Origin of the sequence: Luteolibacter yonseiensis, from assembly GCF_016595465.1 — a bacterium.
Classification (GTDB): domain Bacteria; phylum Verrucomicrobiota; class Verrucomicrobiia; order Verrucomicrobiales; family Akkermansiaceae; genus Luteolibacter; species Luteolibacter yonseiensis.
The window spans coordinates 137,859-156,166 of record NZ_JAENIK010000009.1; the positions used below are offsets into that span (position 1 = coordinate 137,859).

At 63.0% G+C, this 18,308-nt stretch carries 14 protein-coding genes; 12 read left to right on the forward strand and 2 right to left on the reverse strand.

Annotated elements, in window-relative coordinates:
- The first annotated feature begins 95 nt into the window (after positions 1 to 95).
- Entirely contained in the window at positions 96 to 1,457 is a 1,362-nt protein-coding gene (locus JIN84_RS08185) for a hypothetical protein (RefSeq protein WP_200350553.1), read from the forward strand.
- A 13-nt stretch (positions 1,458 to 1,470) separates the two neighbouring features.
- Here the strand turns inward: JIN84_RS08185 and JIN84_RS08190 are convergent, their stop codons facing one another.
- Positions 1,471 to 2,340: a helix-turn-helix domain-containing protein gene (locus tag JIN84_RS08190; protein WP_200350554.1), complete on the reverse strand. Its 870-nt coding sequence runs from the start codon at positions 2,338 to 2,340 to the stop codon at positions 1,471 to 1,473.
- 92 nt (positions 2,341 to 2,432) lie between these two features.
- Between JIN84_RS08190 and JIN84_RS08195 the strand changes: the two genes are divergently transcribed.
- The 10 genes from JIN84_RS08195 to JIN84_RS08240 all read left to right on the forward strand — a co-directional run bounded on the left by JIN84_RS08195 (position 2,433) and on the right by JIN84_RS08240 (position 15,048).
- A complete protein-coding gene (locus JIN84_RS08195) occupies positions 2,433 to 3,701 on the forward strand; it encodes an L-rhamnose isomerase (RefSeq protein ID WP_200350555.1) in 1,269 nt (422 codons plus the stop codon).
- Positions 3,702 to 3,731: 30 nt separating this feature from the next.
- Positions 3,732 to 5,237, forward strand: a complete 1,506-nt coding sequence (locus JIN84_RS08200) for a sugar ABC transporter ATP-binding protein (protein WP_200350556.1) — start codon at positions 3,732 to 3,734, stop codon at positions 5,235 to 5,237.
- Positions 5,237 to 6,166: an ABC transporter permease gene (locus JIN84_RS08205; protein WP_200350557.1), complete on the forward strand. Its 930-nt coding sequence runs from the start codon at positions 5,237 to 5,239 to the stop codon at positions 6,164 to 6,166. Before JIN84_RS08200 ends, JIN84_RS08205 begins: the two co-directional genes overlap by 1 nt.
- A gap of 12 nt (positions 6,167 to 6,178) precedes the next feature.
- A complete protein-coding gene (locus JIN84_RS08210) occupies positions 6,179 to 7,231 on the forward strand; it encodes an ABC transporter permease (protein WP_200350558.1) in 1,053 nt (350 codons plus the stop codon).
- Positions 7,228 to 8,217 carry an autoinducer 2 ABC transporter substrate-binding protein gene (locus JIN84_RS08215; protein ID WP_200350559.1) on the forward strand — a complete coding sequence of 330 codons (990 nt, stop codon included), beginning with the start codon at positions 7,228 to 7,230 and terminating at the stop codon, positions 8,215 to 8,217. Before JIN84_RS08210 ends, JIN84_RS08215 begins: the two co-directional genes overlap by 4 nt.
- 18 nt (positions 8,218 to 8,235) lie before the next feature.
- Positions 8,236 to 9,963, forward strand: coding sequence for an alpha-L-rhamnosidase-related protein (locus JIN84_RS08220; RefSeq protein WP_200350560.1), 1,728 nt, complete (start codon positions 8,236 to 8,238; stop codon positions 9,961 to 9,963).
- Between the two features lie 130 nt (positions 9,964 to 10,093).
- The gene (locus tag JIN84_RS08225; RefSeq protein ID WP_200350561.1) at positions 10,094 to 11,293 is read left to right on the forward strand and encodes a nucleoside monophosphate kinase; all 1,200 of its coding nucleotides are present in this window, start codon (positions 10,094 to 10,096) and stop codon (positions 11,291 to 11,293) included.
- Between the two features lie 351 nt (positions 11,294 to 11,644).
- Positions 11,645 to 12,280 carry a TetR/AcrR family transcriptional regulator gene (locus JIN84_RS08230; protein WP_200350562.1) on the forward strand — a complete coding sequence of 212 codons (636 nt, stop codon included), beginning with the start codon at positions 11,645 to 11,647 and terminating at the stop codon, positions 12,278 to 12,280.
- The gene (locus JIN84_RS08235; protein ID WP_234043325.1) at positions 12,277 to 13,902 is read left to right on the forward strand and encodes a DHA2 family efflux MFS transporter permease subunit; all 1,626 of its coding nucleotides are present in this window, start codon (positions 12,277 to 12,279) and stop codon (positions 13,900 to 13,902) included. The genes JIN84_RS08230 and JIN84_RS08235 overlap by 4 nt, the downstream gene beginning before the upstream one ends.
- A gap of 21 nt (positions 13,903 to 13,923) precedes the next feature.
- Positions 13,924 to 15,048: an HlyD family secretion protein gene (locus JIN84_RS08240; protein WP_200350563.1), complete on the forward strand. Its 1,125-nt coding sequence runs from the start codon at positions 13,924 to 13,926 to the stop codon at positions 15,046 to 15,048.
- Positions 15,049 to 15,195: 147 nt separating this feature from the next.
- Here the strand turns inward: JIN84_RS08240 and JIN84_RS08245 are convergent, their stop codons facing one another.
- Positions 15,196 to 17,274: a DUF5722 domain-containing protein gene (locus JIN84_RS08245; RefSeq protein WP_200350564.1), complete on the reverse strand. Its 2,079-nt coding sequence runs from the start codon at positions 17,272 to 17,274 to the stop codon at positions 15,196 to 15,198.
- Positions 17,275 to 17,389: 115 nt separating this feature from the next.
- Between JIN84_RS08245 and mtnP the strand changes: the two genes are divergently transcribed.
- Positions 17,390 to 18,292: an S-methyl-5'-thioadenosine phosphorylase gene (gene mtnP / locus JIN84_RS08250; RefSeq protein WP_200350565.1), complete on the forward strand. Its 903-nt coding sequence runs from the start codon at positions 17,390 to 17,392 to the stop codon at positions 18,290 to 18,292.
- Positions 18,293 to 18,308 lie beyond the last annotated feature (16 nt).

The window sequence follows — 18,308 nt, forward strand, 5'->3', positions numbered from 1 at the left end:
CCGGGATTGACAGCCGACATCGCGTCGAGATGATCTTGGGCATAATGATCAAGGAGCGATGGAACACGCCTCCGGACTCCGTAATTTACTCAAACATGAAACTCGCCCGCCCCCTCCGCTTTTTTCCGAAGACATTGCTCGCATGCCTGATGATGTCCTCCGCCGCCATCGCACAGGATGTGTTGGAGCATCTCCGCACGACGAGTGAGGCGGAGGTCTCCATGGCGGAGGCCGAGGGCAAGCTGAAGAGGATGGATCTCGCCCAGAAGTATGCCGCGGCGCTGGGGAATCTGGAAAAATCCCTCGCCACCGCCGGCGAGCTGGACGCCATCGTCCGCCTGCGGGAGGAACAGGATTCTGTAAAAAACACCGGTGAACCCACCGCCCATGAAGACAAGGTTCTGGTCGACCTGCGGGCGAAGTATTTGAAATCGCGGGATGAGATCGACGCCGCCACGAAAACCGCACGCGACCAGGTCGTACAGGGAACGGGGAAGAAGCTCCGCGAGCAGGAAGGCATCCTGACCAAGGCCGGAAAAGTCGATGAGGCGCTGAACCTGCGCAAGGAGGGCGAGCAGCTGTTGCTCCAGTTGTCAGGTGGTTCCGCCGCCGTGACCCCTCCTCTCGCCGATGATCCCCGGGCGGGCGCCGTGAACCCGCTGCCGGTGATGGACATCCCCGAGGAGAACCCGCCGGTGCTTGAAAATCCCTTCGCCATCAAGGGGGACTGGCTGGAGAGCATGACCATCCCGGTGACGAAGCAGAAGATCCGTGAACCCATCTATGTCGGTGACCGGAACAAGAATATCTGGGTCAATGTGGTCATCTCACCCCAGAGCGTATGGTCCGGATCGGAGCGGGGGAAGTTCGAGCTTCATTATGCCAATGTCTTCGCATCCAAGAGCCGGTTCGAGAATCTTGAGATGAGCGGTGACGACCGCTGCCACTTTTATTTGAAAAACTGCGCCTTGATCAGTTGTGATTTTCCGAAAATCGGTTGGTGGCGGGGGCAGATGAAGCATTATTTCGAGAACTGCTACCTCAAGGGAACCCGTTCCGGGCTTTCCGCGGTGAGCAACAACGCGATCCGGGCGGAGAACTGTGTTTTCGAGGACGTGGTGTTTCCCACGATGCTTTTCCTGCAGAACCAGCCTGCGGATTATGTGAACGACAAATGGATGCGGATCGTCAACAGCCGGTTTGTGAAATGCAAGATACCCCTCAGTTTCGTGCTGCTCACCCGGGATTGCGTGTTTGAAAACTGCATCATCACGGACGAGAACAAGAAGGATGATTCCGAGATCACCAAGCCGATCCAGATCGACATGTATGTCAGCAACCTGCAGATCCGCACCAAGGTCCCGGCGGCGGTGACCCTCAACCAGAAGAAATACAGCGAGGTGAAGCCCGGCGCGATTCCCACCGCGGCCACGTTGCTGGAAATGATGGCGAAGTGACGCGTCTTCCAGCTCACGCCGACCCCTGCCGCATCCGGTAGTCCCGTGGCGACATGCCGGTGGTTTTCCGGAACTGCCGGGTGAAATAGTTGCTGTCGTTGAACCCGACGTCGAAGGCGATCTCCGTCACCCTGCGGTCGGTGTGGCGCAGGAGGTTGCAGGCGCGGGTGATGCGCTGCCCGATGACCCATGCGAGCGGCGAGGTGCCGGTGGCGGATTGGAAAACCCTGAGGAAACTCCGCTGCGACATGTTCGCGATGGTGGCCAATTCCTCCAGATCCACCTCGCGGTGAATGTTCCGTTCCAAATGGGACATCGCCTCGCCGATGCGCAGGACGGCGCGGCCGTCCGGCGACGGACTGCGGCCGTAGCAGCGTGAGAGCAGGCCGATGATCTGCATGAACGATGCGGTGGCCATGAAACCGAATCCCGGTTCGCGGGCCTTCAGTTCCGCATCGAGGCGGTCCGCCAGTTCGATGACCTGTGCGAGTTCCTTGCCCGTCAGATGGAGGCGGCCCTTGGTGGGTTGTCTGATGTTCCGGGAAGGCTCCAGCGTGAAAAGCGCGTGATACCCGGCGACGGAAGGAAGATCCAACAACCCCATCTTCAGCTGGTTGGGCTGATAGAGGATGTTCACCAGCCGGAGGTCTTCGAGATCGCGGTACTCATGCTCGCGCTTGCCCGCGATGACGAAGACGTCGCCGGCGGTGAGTTCCCATGATTCCTGCCCGGTGACATGCAGGCACTTGCCGCCGGTGACGATGACCAGCTCGGCGAACTCATGGGCGTGCGGCTCGAAGTGTTCCTGCGGTTCACGCCGCTCGACGCTGATGGGAAATCCATCGGGGTGGAACCAGTCGTCGATTTTCAGGATGCGTTTCACTTGGCGGGATCGTGCTTGTTTTTGGCAAAACAGTGGAGGTTTTTATGCGGGAATTTCAAGCAAGCTGCCCATCCTTAATCAAACCCTGAGAAATGGCAAAATCCTCCAAGTCAGTCGCCCAGTCTTATCAACTCGCCCGAGAGCGGTACGCCGGAACCGGCGTGGATACCGAGGCCGCCATGGCCAGGCTCGCGACCGTGCCCATTTCCCTCCACTGCTGGCAGGGCGATGATGTCGGCGGATTTGAAAACACGGGCGAAGGACTCAGCGGCGGAATCGCGGTGACGGGGAATTATCCCGGCAAGGCTCGCACGCCGGACGAGCTTCGCGCGGATCTGGAAAAGGCGCTTTCACTGATTCCGGGCAGGCACCGGCTGAACCTCCATGCGTTCTACGGCGAGTTCGGCGGAAAAAAGGTGGACCGCAACGAGATCCGCCCGGAGCATTTCGCCAACTGGATCGACTGGGCGAAATCCCACGGCATGGGAATGGATTTCAACCCGACCTGTTTCGCGCATCCGAAGGCGGCGGACGGTTTCACCCTGTCCCACCCGAAGAAGGCGGTCCGCGACTTCTGGGTGGAGCACTGCATCGCATCGCGGGAGATCGGCGCGGTGATGGGCAAGGCGCTCGGTTCGCCGACCGTGACGAATGTCTGGATCCCGGACGGCTACAAGGACACTCCGGTGGACCGTCTCGCACCCCGCCGGCGCCTGTCGGATTCGCTCGACCGCGTTTTCGCGAAGAAGCTCAATCCGAAGCACCATCTCGACGCGGTGGAGTGCAAGTTGTTCGGCATCGGCAGCGAGAGTTATGTCGTCGGCTCCCATGAGTTCTATATGGGGTATGCGATGAAGAACCAGAAGCTGCTCTGCCTCGACGCGGGCCATTTCCACCCGACGGAAGGCATCGCCGACAAGCTCGGCACGGTGCTGATGTATGTGCCGGAGATCCTGCTGCATGTCAGCCGTGGCGTGCGTTGGGACAGCGATCATGTCGTGACGCTGGACGACGCGCTGCAATCAATCGCCGCGGAGCTGGTGAGAAACAAGCTGCTGGCCCGCACGCACATCGGGCTGGATTTCTTCGACGCCAGCATCAACCGCATCGCCGCGTGGACCATCGGCACTCGGAACACCTTGAAGGCCCTGCTCATGGCTCTGCTGGAACCCGCCGCCCTGCACGCGGCGGAAAAGGCGGGCGACCACACCTCGCGCCTCGCCTTGTTGGAAGAAAGCAAGAGTCTGCCCTGGGGCCCGGTATGGGATGCGTATTGCGAAAGGCAGGATGTTCCGGTCGGCACCGCGTGGCTGGACGAGGTGAAGTCCTACGAAAATACTGTGTTGGCCAAGAGAGCCTGATAAAACGCCACCAACCCGCCAACCCACGGTTTGAAAAATCTTCTCCAACTAACTGACATCCGGAAATCCTTCGGTGCCGTGCGCGCGCTCAAGGGGGTTTCCTTCGAGCTCCGCCCGGGAGAGGTCCACGCCTTGCTGGGCGAGAACGGCGCGGGGAAATCCACCCTCATCAAGGTCATCACCGGCGCGCACCAACCCGACGGGGGCACGCTCACCGTTGGCGGTGAGGTGGTCGCCCATCTCACTCCATCGAAGGCGCGCCAGCTCGGCATCGCCTGCATCTACCAACAACCCGCTCTTTTCCCCGATCTCACGGTCGCGGAGAACATCGGGTTGCGGCTGAAGAAGCCCGGCACGTTCAGCCGCGTCCGCTGGGCCGGGCAGCGTACCCAGGCGGTCGAGCTTCTGCACCGCATCGGCGCGGAAATCTCGCCGGATGCGGAGGTGCGCTCGCTCTCGATGCCGGAGCAACAATTGGTGGAGATCGCCTGCGCGCTCGGTTCCGGAGCGGAGATCGTCATCATGGACGAGCCGACCGCGTCGCTCACGCAGAAGGAGCAGCACCTGTTGTTCAAGGTCGTGCGCGACCTGCGGGCGAGCGGGGTGGGGGTGATCTACATCTCCCACCGCCTGGAGGAGATCTTCGCCCTGGCGGACCGCGTGACCGTCTTGCGGGACGGCGAAAGCGTCGGCACGAACCAGGTGGACACTCTCAACGAATCCCAGATGATCAAGCTGATGGTGGGCCGCGAGGTTTCCTCCATCTATCCGCCTGCGGAAAGCGAACCGGCCGGTGTGGTGCTTTCATTGAAAAACCTCGGCTGCGCGGCGGGCGGGGTCGGCGGGGTGACGCTCGATGTGAGGGCGGGCGAGATCGTCGGCATGGCAGGCCTCGTTGGCGCGGGGCGGACGGAACTCGCACGGATCCTCTTCGGCATCACTCCCGCGGACTCCGGCGAGATTTCGCTGAATGGTGAAAAGATCTCGATCCGCAGTCCGCGCGAGGCCATCGCCCATGGCATCGGCTATGTGCCGGAGGACCGCCGCAGGCACGGGGTGATTCTGGAAATGCCCATCGCCCAGAACATGACGATGGCGATCCACCCGAAATTTTTTCCCGGCACGTGGCTCCGTTTCAAGGCGGAGGACCTGCTGGCCAATGACTTCATCCGCGACCTCGGCATCAAGGCCTATGGTCCCGACGCGCCGGGCGGCAGCCTCAGCGGTGGAAACCAGCAGAAGGTCAGCGTCGCCCGCTGGCTGGCGACGAAGCCGAAGCTGCTCATCCTCGATGAACCCACCCAAGGAGTGGATGTTGGTGCGAAGAGCGAGATCCACAGGATCATCCGCGGCCTGGCGAAGGAGGGCCTGGCGGTGCTGATGATTTCCAGCGACCTGCCCGAGGTCCTGGGAATGAGCGACCGCGTCGCCATCATGCGTGGCGGAAAACTGGTGGACATCATCGCGAAGGAGAACGCGGACGCCCAGGCCGTCATGGCCGCCGCGCTCGGAACGAATGGAAAGGACGCCGCCTGATGAGCAAGTATTTCCGTGAACTCACCGTCGCGTGCGCGCTGCTGCTGCTCATCCTGCTGCTGGCCGTCCTCGCCCCGCACTTTTTCCAAGGCCAGCCGTTCGTCTCGCGGCTCACCTCGCAGATGCCCGCGCTGGTCGCCGCCATCGGCATCGCGCTGGTGATCATTTCCCGGCAGATCGACATCTCCATCGGTTCGCAATTCAGCATGTGCGCCATCGTCGCCGGTATGACCGCGGCGTCCGGACTGCCGCTGGGAGCCGCCATTGCGGCGGCCATCGGGGCCGGAGCGTTCATGGGGGCGGTCAATGGAGTGCTCGTCGCCTACCTCGGCCTGCCGAGCATCGTGGTCACGCTGGCGACGATGGTGACCTGGCAGGAAGCCCTGCGGCTGTGGCAGCAGGGACAACTGCTCACGCTTCCCGCAGGCATCCAGTGGTTCGGTGTCAGCCAGTCGGCGGGCCAGACGATCGTCATCTCCCTGACGGCCGCGCTGCTGATCGTCGCGGCATGGTCGATGAAAAACCTTTCCGCCGGACGGTTCATCCACGCCACGGGCACGGATGCGGAGGCCGCCCGCCTCGCCGGCATCGATCCGAAGCGCACCACCTTCGGGGTCTTCGTGCTGATGGGCGCGCTGGCCGGTCTGGCAGCGGTGCTGAACATGGTCCAGTCCCCCCAGGTGCAGCCGAACTGTGGCGACGGGCTCGAGCTCAAGGCCATCGCCGCCGCGGTTGTCGGCGGCGTCGCGATCAGCGGCGGGCGTGGCACGCTGTGGGGCGTCTTGCTGGGGATGCTGCTGCTGGCGAACGTGAATCCCGCGCTGACCCACCTGCATTTCGAACCCTATTGGGAAAAAGCCATCCAGGGCCTTGTCATCCTGCTCGCCGTGGTGGCGGACGGCATCCGCACCCGGAAGAAATCCATCTAACAGACCGCAGCCATGTCAAACCCAAGGTCGTTCTCCATCAAGTCCCTCCTCGCCCGTCACGAGACGGTGCTGGTGCTGGTGATCCTTTTCGAAGTGATCCTCTTCCAGGCCCTCGGAAACAATTTCCTCGTCGGCAGGAACATCTCCAACGTCTTCCGCCACTCGGTGGAGATCGGTCTGCTCGCGCTGGCGATGACGCCGGTCATCCTCACCGGCGGCATCGATCTTTCCGTCGGCTCGATGATGGGCCTGTGCGCGGTGCTCTTCGGCATGATGGTGAACAGCCTCGGCCTCGATCCGTGGCTCGCCGGTGCCCTGGCCATCGCCTTCGGTGCAATGGGCGGCGGATTGAACGCGGTGCTCATCACCCGGTTGAACCTGCCACCGCTGATCGTCACGCTCGGGACCTTCTCGCTTTTCCGCGGTCTGGCGGAAGCGCTGACGAAAGGCTCGGAATCCTACTCCGGTTTCTCCCCATCCTTCCTTGCCTTGGGAAACGCGGACATCGCGGGACTGCCCACGCAGATCTGGGTGTTCATCTTCGTCGCGCTGGGAATCTGGCTTCTGGTCCACCGCACCACCGTCGGCCGTTCGTTCCGCGCCATCGGCTATGCGGCGGACGGAGCGCGTTACGCGGGCATCCCGGTGGCGAGGAACACCAGCATCGCCTACATGCTGGCCGGGGCGGTCGCGGGACTGGCCGCCGTGATCCTCGTCTCACGCCTGGGCGAGGCCCGGGCGAACGCCGGCATCGGTTACGAGCTGCTGGCCATCACCGCCGTGGTGCTCGGAGGTGTGAGCATATTCGGCGGTTCCGGCACGGTGGCGGGCACTTTCCTCGGCTGGATCTCGCTGGCCATCCTGAACAACGGCCTCACCCGCATTTCCGACTACCGCATCTTCGACCAACCGGTGGCGAGCGTCGCCCGCGAGCTTTCCGGCCTGCTCACCGGCCTGCTGCTGCTCACCGCCCTGGCCATCGGAGCCACCACGAAAACGCTGGCCGTGCGCCGCGCCCGCAAGCAATCTCTCGCCAATCTGAAACCCAATCCAGCCAACCCATGAAACGCAAGACCTTCATCGCCTCGCTCGCGCTCCTCGCCGCGCTTCCATTTGTTTCCTGCAGCAAATCCGAGTCCAAGGGCAAGCTCACCATCGCCCTGCTCCCGAAGAGCAAGGGCAACCAATACTTCGTCACCTGTGAGAAGGGCGCCCGCGCCGCCGCCGCGGATCTCGACGCCGAGCTGAAATTCGACGGACCGATCAATTCGGATCCGGCCAAGCAGAACGAGATCGTCGAGAACTGGATCACCGATGGCGTCGATGTCATCGTCGCCTCCTGTGAAAACAAGGACTCCATCTCCACCGCCCTGAAGAAGGCGCAGTCGTCCGGCATCAAGGTCGTCACCTTCGACGCGGACGCGCAGAAGGACGCCCGTTCGTTTTTCGTGAACCAGGCGACGCCGCAGGGCATCGGCCAGCAGCTCATGGACACCGCCGCCTCCCTCACGGGCGGCGAGGGCGAGTTCGCCATCATCACCGGCACCCTGACCGCCGCGAACCTGAACGAGTGGATCAAGTACATCAAGGAGCAGAACGCGGCGAAGTATCCGAACATGAAGCTCGTGGACATCAAGCCGTGCGACGACCAGAAGGACAAGGCGCAGCAGGAAGCCACGAACCTCCTCAGCGCCCACCCGAATCTCAAGGCCATCGTCGCCGTGTGCTCGCCCGCCGTTCCCGGCGCGGCGGAGGCGGTGAAACAGGCTGGAAAAACAGGTGCCGTCAAGGTCCTCGGCCTCGGCCTGCCCAGCGAGAACCGCACCTACGTCAAGGACGGCGTGACCCAGGCGGTCATCCTATGGAAAGTGGAGGACCTCGGCTACCTGTCCGTGATGGCGGGTGCCGCCGTCGCCAAAGGCGAGCTCAAACCCGGCGCGGCCGACTTCACCGCGGGCAAGCTCGGGAAAATGACGGTCGAGGGCGACAACATCATCCTCGGCAAGCCGTTCGTCTTCACCAAGGAAAACATCGACCAGTTCGATTTCTAACAGCCCGTCCGGTTTCCGATGAAACTCATTCCCTGTCTCGCCGCCGCGGCCTTTTCCGCGGCGGTCCTTCCCTGCCGCGCGCTTCCCGCCGCCGTCGCCGAGGTCGCGGAAAAAAGCGCGCTCACCTCCTTTGTCGTCCGGCCGAAGCATGTGGTGTGGGCATCGGGAGCGGGTGTTGAAGATCCGGAAAACCTGCTCAAGCCGCACAGCGGCCAGGCCGTGCTCGTGGAGCCGGTGCCGCCGCTGGTGGTGAAGCCCGGTGGCGCGGTCGTCATTGATTTCGGAGTGGAGATCGTCGGTTCCGTCGATCTCTTCACACCGCAGACACCCGGCAAGGACATGCCTTCCGTCCGGCTGCGGTTCGGTGAATCCGTCGCGGAAACGATGGTGGACATCGGCGAGCGCGGCGCGCAGAACGACCATGCGCTGCGCGACCAGGTGGTGAAGCTGCCGTGGCTCGGCAAGACGACCGTCGGTCCCAGCGGCTTCCGCTTCCTGCGGATCGACAACGCGGATCCGAAAACGGACGTGCGGCTCAGCCAGGTCCGCGCGGTGCTCACCCTGCGCGACGTCCCCTACGTCGGCTCCTTCAAGTGCTCGGACGAGCGGCTGAACCGGATATGGGATACCGGTGCCTACACCGTCCACCTCAACATGCAGGACTACCTTTGGGATGGCATCAAGCGCGACCGGCTCGTCTGGCTGGGCGACATGCATCCGGAGGTCAGCGTCATCAGCAGCGTCTTCGGCTACAACGAGGTCGTCCCGAAGAGCCTGGACATGACCCGGGATGTCACCCCCGTCACCGAATGGATGAACGGCATCAGCTCCTATTCCATGTGGTGGATCCTGATCCACGAGGAGTGGTACCTCCAGAACGGGAATCTCGATTATCTCAAGCAGCAGCAGGCCTACCTGACCGCATTGCTCAAGCGTCTCGCCACCCATGTGGATGCGGATGGCAGGGAGACCCTGGACGGCATGCGTTTCCTCGACTGGCCGACGTTTGAAAACAAGACCGCCGTGCACGAGGGCCTCCAGGCGATGATGACGCTCACCATGGAAAGCGGCGCGCGATTGGCGGAAATCCTCGGCGACCGGGAAACCGCGGAGCTCTGCACGGAGACGGCCGCGCGGCTTCGCAGGCACCAGCCCGAGTCCAGCGGCCGCAAGTCACCCGCGGCGCTTCTCTCCATCGCGGGATTCCGTGAACCGTCGGAGGTTTCCGATGCTGTCTTGAAAAAAGACGGGCCGCGGGACCTGAGCACGTTCTACGGATTCTATGTTCTCAACGCCCTTGCGAAATCGGGTGACATCGACACCGGCCTCGACTTCATCAGCCAATACTGGGGCGGCATGCTTGACTTCGGCGCGACCACCTTTTGGGAAGACTTCGATCTCGACTGGACGAAGGACGCGGGACCGATCGACCAACCGGTCGCGCCGGGTAAAAAAGACCTGCACGGGGATTTCGGCGCGCATTGTTACGTCGGCTTCCGCCACAGTTTCTGCCACGGCTGGGCGGGCGGGCCGACGGCATGGTTGAGCAGGAACGTGCTGGGTGTCGCACCCGTGGCTCCCGGCTGTGCCAAGGTGAGGATCACGCCGGATCTCGGCCGTCTCAAGTGGGCGGAGGGGACCTACCCGACTCCGAAAGGCGCGATCCATGTGCGCCACGAACGCCAGGCGGACGGAACCATCAAGTCCGTGGTGAAACTGCCCGATGGGGTGGAGGAAGTGAAGTGAGGCTCCCCGCCCGGAGGCTGCCCGCCCCCTGATCCATTGTCATGTGGGAAGCCGCAATCTCCGGTTTTTCCGGACGTTTTTTCGACCACCGGGCTAGACCGCGCTGTATCGACCCATTACCCTTTATCCCGTGAAACCAAGCCAGACCGCCCAATCTCCCTCCAATCCCGATCTCGAGATCAAGGACGCGCAGTTGATTTTCAACCGTGTGTGGAAGGAGCTGGACGAGGAGATCGGCCGGGAGAACCTGCGGTTTCCGAAGGAGCTCATCCTGCTCGGCGGAGCGCCCGGCTCGGGGAAAGGCACCAACACCGCCTTCATCTGCGAGGTGCGCGGAATTTCCTCCCCGCCCATCGTCATCAGCCAGTTGTTGGATTCTCCGGACGCGCGGAAGATCAAGGCAAACGGCGGCATGGTCGGGGACGAGGAGGTGCTGCGCCTCCTCCTGCGCGAGCTGCTCAAACCGGAGTTCCGGGACAGCGCGGTGCTCGACGGCTTCCCCCGGACGACCGTGCAGGTGGAGTGCCTGAAAATGTTCTATGACCAGATGATCTCGCTGCGCCGTGAGTTCTCAAACACCGGCCAGGCGCATTTCTTCCGCCAGCCGACCTTCCACATCATCCTGCTCTTCGTGGATGAGTCGGAAAGCATCGCCCGCCAGCTCAAGCGCGGACGCGAGGCGCAGGCGCACAACGCGGAAGTCCGCCAGTCCGGCGTGGGAGAGCTGGAGGAGGAGCGGGCCACCGACTTCGATCCCGCGCTCGCGCGCAACCGCTACCGCACGTTCAAGGAGAAGACCTACGGCGCGCTCGTTTCGCTGAAGCAGATCTTCCACTATCATTTCATCAACGCGCAGGCCCCCATCGAGATCGTCCAGCGCAACATCATCAACGAGCTCGAATACCAAAGCTCGCTGGAACTCGATCCGCGCACCTTCGACACGATGCGCCACATCCCGCTGGCCGACGAGATCGTGCTCAACGCCCGCCAGGAACTTGTCAACCGGCTCGATGGTTACCAGGTCGAGCACCCGGAGCTGATGCAGGCGGTCGTCGATTTCATCCAGGGAAAGATGATGCCCGTCATCAAGCGCTACGCCATCAGCGGACGCACGATGATCAACACCGAGGAGCCGTTGTTCACCGATCCCGTCGCCATCGCCATTCTCATCGACATCTTCTCGGAGCGGGGCTTCCGGGCAAGCGTGGACATCCACATCCAGGACATCCCCGAACGCTTCGACCTGGAAACCGGCCTCATCGAGACCCGGTCCAAGCGTGTCTACCGCATACTGGTCCTGTTCAACGGCTCGAAGATCCGCAGGGGCTGATACCTTTTCACGGGAAAAGCGACCTTGCATCCCGTTCGCCAGAACCATGGACCGCGCGCGGTTCGCCGCCGCTTTCCGTAGCCAGCTTGCTGGTACGGCGGTGGATCGGCGTACCGCTCCCGCGTACCCCACCGCAGGCTGGCGCAAGGGGGATGTCACGCCATGAAAAATACGGACCGTCACCCCGGCCAGCAAGCTGGCGGAGGAAAGCGGCAGCGAGCTGCGCGCAGTCCAAAGCTTCGCCATCCGTCGGCCGTTCCGTCGAAAACCGCTCCTCCCGGAAATTTTTTCGTTTGCGTCCTCCATCGCCCGGGTGTATTCCGAATGCAAGCAACCGCTTGCATGCATCCTATGAGTTCTTCCTCCCCGCCCGCCGGATCCGCCGCCGAGAAACTCCTCGACGCCGCCATCGTGGTTTTTTCCCGCTCCGGCATCGGCAGCGCGACGACGCGCGAGATCGCGAAGGAGGCGGGGGTGAACGAGGTGACCTTGTTCCGGAATTTCCAGAACAAGCAGGGACTTCTCTCGGCGGTGCTCGAGCGGGCGTTCCTGCCATCCGCGGAACAGCGGTCGGTCCCCGGAAAAACCGTGGGCACCGGTGCGGGTCTGGAGGAGGTGCTGATGGAGTTCGCGGCGGTGGATTTCGAGAGGAAGCAGCGGAACATCGCGCTGATGCGGGTGCTGCTCGGCGAGGTGCATTGCCTGGGTGATCAGGAAACGGAGGTGCTGCGGCGGATTTTCAAGCCGTGGAAAGAGGAACTCGCCTCCCGCCTGCGGGAGGCGCAGGAACTCGGCCTGGTGCGTGCGGAGGTGAATCCGGTGATCATCGTGGATCAACTGGTGGCCATGCTATTCATCGGCGCGCTGCGGGCGGAGACGATGAAGTGCCTCGAATATGACGCGCCGACCTATCTGAAATCGTGCGTCGGAACGATCCTCCACGCCATTCAAGCACCGAAGGCCGCAAGGAAAAGGAAGAAGCCATGAGCGAATCCGCGACATCGCTCTATGGAGCCGACCCGGAGTTTCTGTCCCCTCTGGCGGCGAAGCTGCTGGAGAAGGGGATTTTGAAATGGGTGATCTCGCTGACCGCCTCGCTGGCGGCGATTCTGGAAGTCATCGACACGGTGATCACCAATGTCGCGCTGCCCGACATCCGCGGAAACCTCGGCGCGAGCCTGTCCGAGGCGGGTTGGATCTCGACGAGTTATGCCTGCGCGAATGTGGTGATCATCCCTCTGTCCGCATGGCTGGGCTACCGCTTCGGGAAGAAGAATTACTTCATGTTCTCGTTGATCGGCTTCACGCTGGCATCGTTGATGTGCGGCCTGTCGCCGAACCTCGGCATGCTCATTTTCGCGCGGGTCGTCCAAGGGCTGACAGGTGGCGGCCTGCTGGCCAAGGCCCAGTCGATCGTGTTCGAGGCGTTTCCCAGCACCGACCGCGCGTTCGCCCAGGCGATCTTCGGAATGGGCATCATCGTCGGACCGGCCATCGGCCCGGTGATGGGAGGCTGGCTGACGGACAATCTCGGCTGGCGCTGGATTTTCTATATCAATCTCCCGCTCGGCCTGCTCGCCGTGCTGATGGCCTGGACCTTCCTGCCGACGGATGACAAAAAGGAGATGAACCGCGCCGGCACTGTCGACTGGACGGGGATCGGTTTGCTTGCGGTAGGCCTCGCCTGTTTCCAGATCATGCTGGAGGAGGGGCAGCAGGAGGGATGGTTCGAGTCCGACTTCATCCTGACCACGGCCCTGCTCAGCCTGGTGGGCATCGTTCTCTTCGTCTGGCGCGAGCTCACCACCCCGCACCCGGCGGTGGACCTGCGGGTGCTGCGGCACCGGTCCATGATCGGAGGCACGCTGTACTCGGCCATCCTCGGCATCGGCCTGTATGGGATCATGTTCGCGGTGCCCATCTTCGTGCAGGACTACCTGCATTACACCGCTCTCCAGAGCGGGATGCTGCTGGTCCCCGGAGCGATCGTCTCCGCCACCACGATGATGCTGTTCGGAAAAATCGGCAACAAGGTCTCGCCGAAGGTCCTCATCACCATCGGGGCGCTGCTGACCAGCCTGACCGGTTTCAGCCTCATGAACATGAATCCGGACACCGGTGCCGGGCAGTTCTTCTGGCCGTTGGTTTTCCGTGGCGCGGGCAGCGTCCTGATCTACATGCCGCTGAGCATCGCGACGCTCGGCCCCCTGCCGAAAAAGGACATCGCGGCCGGTTCCGGTCTCTACAGCCTCACGCGCCAGCTCGGCAGCAGCATCGGCATCGCGTTGATCACCACCATCCTTGTCCGTCGCGAGGCGCAGCACCGCGCGGTGCTGGTGGAGCGGATTTCGGATTTCCGTCCGGCGTTCACCGACCGGTTGCACACCCTCACGGGATTCTTTTCCAGCCAGGGCGCGGACCCTGTCGCGGCGCATGACCAGGCGATGAAGACCATCGATCGGGTGGTCACCGGGCAGGCGACGATCCTTTCCTATGGCGAGCTGTTCCTCGGAGTCGCGGCGCTCTTCATTCTCACACTGCCTGTCATCCTTCTGTTAGGGGGCAGGGCGGGCAAGGACGCGGAAGAAGCCGCCGCCGCGGCCCACTGAAATTCCAATCCACCAATCATCATGTCAGAAACATCGATCACCGAAACCGGACCGCAAGGCGCGGCCGTTCCGAAAAAGAAAAACCCGTGGACCCTGGCGGTTGCCGCCGTCCTGCTCTGTGCGGGGCTGGCGTGGTCTTTTCATTCCGCAAGACTGGCCCTTACCAGTGAGAAAACCGACGACGCCTACATCGAGGGACACGTGCACCGCATCGGCGCCGGGGTGGCGGGCACGCTGATGGAGGTGATGGTGGACGACAATGAGGAGGTGGAGAGCGGCCAGGTGCTGGCGAAGATCGATCCGCTGGAGTTCGAGATCATGGAGCGGAAAGCCGAGGCCGCGCTCCAGCAGGCGAAGGCCGGAGTGTTGCAGGCCGAGGCGAAGGCCGCCCAGGCACGGGCCGCCGGAACCCAGGCGGATGCGGCCATCGCCCAGGCCCGGGCGGAAATCCAACAGGGAGAATCCCGCGAGGATCTGGCGCGCACCATGATGACGCGCAACAACAGCCTTTCCCAAAACAACCTGCGCGCCATATCAAAGGCCGATGCGGACCAATCCCAAAGCGACTTCGCCGCTGCGGAAGCCGTGGTCGCCGCCGCCAAGGCGAATCTCACCTCGGCGCTGGCGGGCAAGGAGGCGAGCGACGCCGCCATCAAGGCTGCCGAAGCCGCCATCGCCGCCGCCCGCGCGGACATCGATGTCAGCCAGGCGGCGGTCTGCGAAGCGCAGCGCCAGCAGAAGCTCACCAGCATCACCGCTCCGACCGCGGGACGCGTCGGAAATAAGAACGCCGAAACCGGCAGCCGCGTGCAGGTGGGGCAGTCGCTCTGTGCCGTGGTGGAGGAGGGATACTGGATCGTCGGGAATTTCAAGGAGACCCAGTTGGAAAAAATGCAGGTGGGACAGAGCGTGGACATCTCCGTGGATGCCCTGGGAGGCAGGCATTTCAAGGGCAGGGTGGACAGCTTCTCATCCTCCACCGGCGCGCGGTTCGCACTGCTGCCACCGGACAACGCGACAGGAAACTTCACGAAGGTGGTCCAGCGTGTGCCGGTGAAAATCACCTTCGACGCCGATTCCATCCGTGGCTCGGAAGACGCGCTCCGGCCGGGATTGTCAACGGTGGTCAGGGTGATGCTGAACTGACCGCGGATACCCGTTTATCCTGATGGAACCACGAAAGGCACGAAGATACACGAAGGAGAGTGATGGGCTTTTCAAGCCACCCGGCACGGATTGATATCAATCCCTTTTGTGCCCTTTCGTGAATTTCGTGGTTCATGTTTTTTCACGTCAACGGACCGGCTTTCGATAGATCACCTCATCCCACGACTTGATTCCGATCGTCTTCAGATAAGGCGAGGCGAGCTCGTCCTCCTTCGGGGTTCCGAGCGCCTGATAGAGATGCCAGATGGGTTTCCTGCCAAGCGGATCGCCGGGTTCGTCGGGAAATTTCCGCAGGCCGATCTTGAGTCCGCCTTCGCCACGGTTGTCGACCCAGTTATGGTATTGCCATGACTCGATGGAGGAAAGTCCGGCCATTTTTTTCCACGCGAGGGCCATGCCCGCCGCTTGGTCCTCCAGCTCCTTGGGTGAGTAGTCCTTCGAGTTGAAACCGTTTTCCGACAGGTGGACCGGGCGGACTTTTCCCTGATGGAGCAAGGCGGGTTGTTTCATGTAGGCATCGAGCACTTCGAGGTTCTTCGGAGTGATGAGATGGCTGTCGAAGGCGAACGTCGCCTCCTTGTCCTCCCAGGTCCGTGGATTGAAAAGATCCTGCGGGTAGGGGTGGTAGGCGAGGGCCCAGGGGAAGTCTCCTTCCGCGCGGGTGAATTCGACCAGCAGGTCGATCAACCGCTTCGAGCCATACCAACGCTTGTCCCCGGCACCGGCCCAGAAGTGGGTGAGCGAGATGAACGCTCGGCTGTTGGGATCGTACTGCCGTGCGATCAGGTCCATGAGCCGCATCGAACGTTGGTAGAGGTCGAGATAGGTGATGGCGGTTTTTTCCCCGGCATTGGTCCACACCCAGCCGGCATCCACCTCGTTGTGCATGATCCAGTGGTGGACCCGTCCATACCTGCCATCGGGCCGGGACCAGCGTTCCGCCATGAGATTGAGGACCGCGCCGTAGAGGGAGATGCCATCGTCGGAGGTGACGTTCGGCATGGAGAAGATGCCCTCGCGGTTCGCGTCGGGGTGACCCATGACTTTCACCACGGGACTTCCATCCTTGGCCGGATTCGGGATGAGGAGGATGGCGGACACCATGACGTGGTGCTTTTGTGCCTCGATGAAGGTGGCGTCCATGGCGGCGAGCGCTTTTTCATTCGCATGATAGGTGCGGCCCTGCCACCGGACCGGCGTGGTGTCCGGTCCCGGTGTGAGCGAGATCAGCGAGTGGATCATCACATTCACCGTGACGGCGGTGATGCCGAGTTCGTCCAGTTCGTCAGGGAGATGGCCGATATGCCAGCCGCCGAGGCCTTTTTTGTTGGCGGGTCTGGCGGGCGGAAGCCCGGGGGAACGGGAGGCGACCTCCTCCGCGTAACGGGCCTTGGACAGCGGCTCGACGGCATCACCGGTTTTCCGGACGAGTTGCCAGCGCGAGGTCAGTCGGTCGTAGTCCCGTCCGTCCCTTTGGCGGTGGCGGGGGATTTCAGTTTGGAAACTCCCGTCGGCATTCGTGGTGATTTCCACAAGCGTCCGCCAGCCTTGTGGATCATCGAGAAGCACATCCATCGGGATGTCCGCCAGATAGAGATTGGAACCGGGGTTTGCCGACCGCCCTTCGATGCGCACGGCATCCTTGCCGACGGAGACTTTGGTGATGTTCGCGGAAGGGGTTTGATCCAGATAGGTCCGCAGGGCTTCTTCTGTCGACGCGGTGGATGTCGTGGCTTTTGTGGCATCGAACTCACCCGCCACCTCGGGCCTGAGACGGGCGTTGCGGATTTGTAGCACCCGTTCGGCGGGCAGTGGCAGGTCGAGGCGGAGTTCCTTCCAACCGTCCGGGAGCGGTTTGTCCGGCGTGGACAGACGCGCGGTGTAGCTTTTCCACGCCTCGCTGTGGCCCAGACCGGGCAGCATGCGCGAGGTTTTCGCCTCGAAGGGCGGACCGGGCAGGGCGGCGAATGACGGCACTCCGCCCGCGCAGAAATACTCGAATTCCAGCACGCGGTCCTCCGCACCGGGCCGCGAGGAGGGCGTGACGCGGACGGACATGGGACCACGGATCTCCACGGTGCCCGGGGGTTCCTGAAAGGTGGCCGCCGGACCATCGAAGCGCTCCAGTTTCAGCGGCATGGCGGCGGCCAGCGTGCAAAGGCAGAGGGAAACGATGAGGCCGGGGCGGCTCGTGGGCTTTTTCATGAATTGGGTTCCGGGCACGGCATGAGGAAACGCGGGCGGGGGCGGGATTCTTGCGTCCCGGCCGCACTCCATGGGGGGCTTGCCGGACGGGGGACGATGATCTATCTCCATCCCCATGAGTTCAAATACAGCGGATGAACCGGCGATCGGCGTGGTGGGTGGCAGCGGGCTTTATGAAATGGAGGGCTTCGAGGACATCAGGGCGCTCACGGTGGACACCCCCTTCGGCGGGCCATCGGACAAGGTGGTGACGGGGCGGATCGGAGGACGGCGTGTCTGCTTCCTGCCGCGCCACGGGGTGGGGCACCGGTTCCTGCCGCATGAGATCAACCACCGGGCGAACATCTGGGCGCTGCGTTCGCTCGGCGTGCGCTGGCTGATCTCCGTGACCGCCGTCGGCAGCCTGCGGGAGGAACTTGCGCCGCGCGACATCGTGGTGCCCGACCAGTTGATCGACCGCACGGGTACGGGCGCGAAACACACGTTCTTCGGCAACGGCATCGCCGCGCATGTCGGCTTCGCGGATCCGTATTGTGGCGACCTGCGGGAAAACCTGCTGGCAGCCGCCCGGTCGCTCGCGCCGAAAGTCCACGACGGCGGCGCCTACCTGTGCATGAACGGTCCCGCGTTCTCCACCCGGGCGGAGGCGGAATTCCACCGGATTATCGGGGCGGACATCATCGGCATGACCAATGGGCCGGAGGCGAGGCTCTGCCGTGAGGCGGAGATTTCCTGCGCCGCGCTCGCCCTGGTGACGGACTACGATTGCTGGAAAAAGGACGAGGCCGCCGTGGAGGTGGACGCGGTGATCGAAAACCTGCATGCGAACAGCGCGCTGGCGAAACGCATCATCCGGGATGTGGTGGGCCGCATTCCGGAAACCCCCGCCAGCGCGGCGCACCGTGCGCTGGATGCGGCGGTTTTCACCGCTCCGGCACTCTGGCCGGCGAAAACGGCGGAGGATCTCGCGCCGATCCTCGGGCGTTATTTAGCTTCGGTATCACCCGGCAATTCTTGACCCTGTCCCGCGGCGG

Bases quoted from the DNA above. Each gene is read 5' to 3' on its own strand.
- JIN84_RS08195 (WP_200350555.1), top strand. From the start codon at position 2,433: ATGGCAAAATCCTCCAAGTCAGTCGCCCAGTCTTATCAACTCGCCCGA.
- JIN84_RS08245 (WP_200350564.1), bottom strand. From the start codon at position 17,274: ATGAAAAAGCCCACGAGCCGCCCCGGCCTCATCGTTTCCCTCTGCCTT.
- JIN84_RS08185 (WP_200350553.1), top strand. From the start codon at position 96: ATGAAACTCGCCCGCCCCCTCCGCTTTTTTCCGAAGACATTGCTCGCA.
- mtnP (WP_200350565.1), top strand. From the start codon at position 17,390: ATGAGTTCAAATACAGCGGATGAACCGGCGATCGGCGTGGTGGGTGGC.
- JIN84_RS08215 (WP_200350559.1), top strand. From the start codon at position 7,228: ATGAAACGCAAGACCTTCATCGCCTCGCTCGCGCTCCTCGCCGCGCTT.
- JIN84_RS08240 (WP_200350563.1), top strand. From the start codon at position 13,924: ATGTCAGAAACATCGATCACCGAAACCGGACCGCAAGGCGCGGCCGTT.
- JIN84_RS08230 (WP_200350562.1), top strand. From the start codon at position 11,645: ATGAGTTCTTCCTCCCCGCCCGCCGGATCCGCCGCCGAGAAACTCCTC.
- JIN84_RS08205 (WP_200350557.1), top strand. From the start codon at position 5,237: ATGAGCAAGTATTTCCGTGAACTCACCGTCGCGTGCGCGCTGCTGCTG.
- JIN84_RS08235 (WP_234043325.1), top strand. From the start codon at position 12,277: ATGAGCGAATCCGCGACATCGCTCTATGGAGCCGACCCGGAGTTTCTG.
- JIN84_RS08210 (WP_200350558.1), top strand. From the start codon at position 6,179: ATGTCAAACCCAAGGTCGTTCTCCATCAAGTCCCTCCTCGCCCGTCAC.
- JIN84_RS08220 (WP_200350560.1), top strand. From the start codon at position 8,236: ATGAAACTCATTCCCTGTCTCGCCGCCGCGGCCTTTTCCGCGGCGGTC.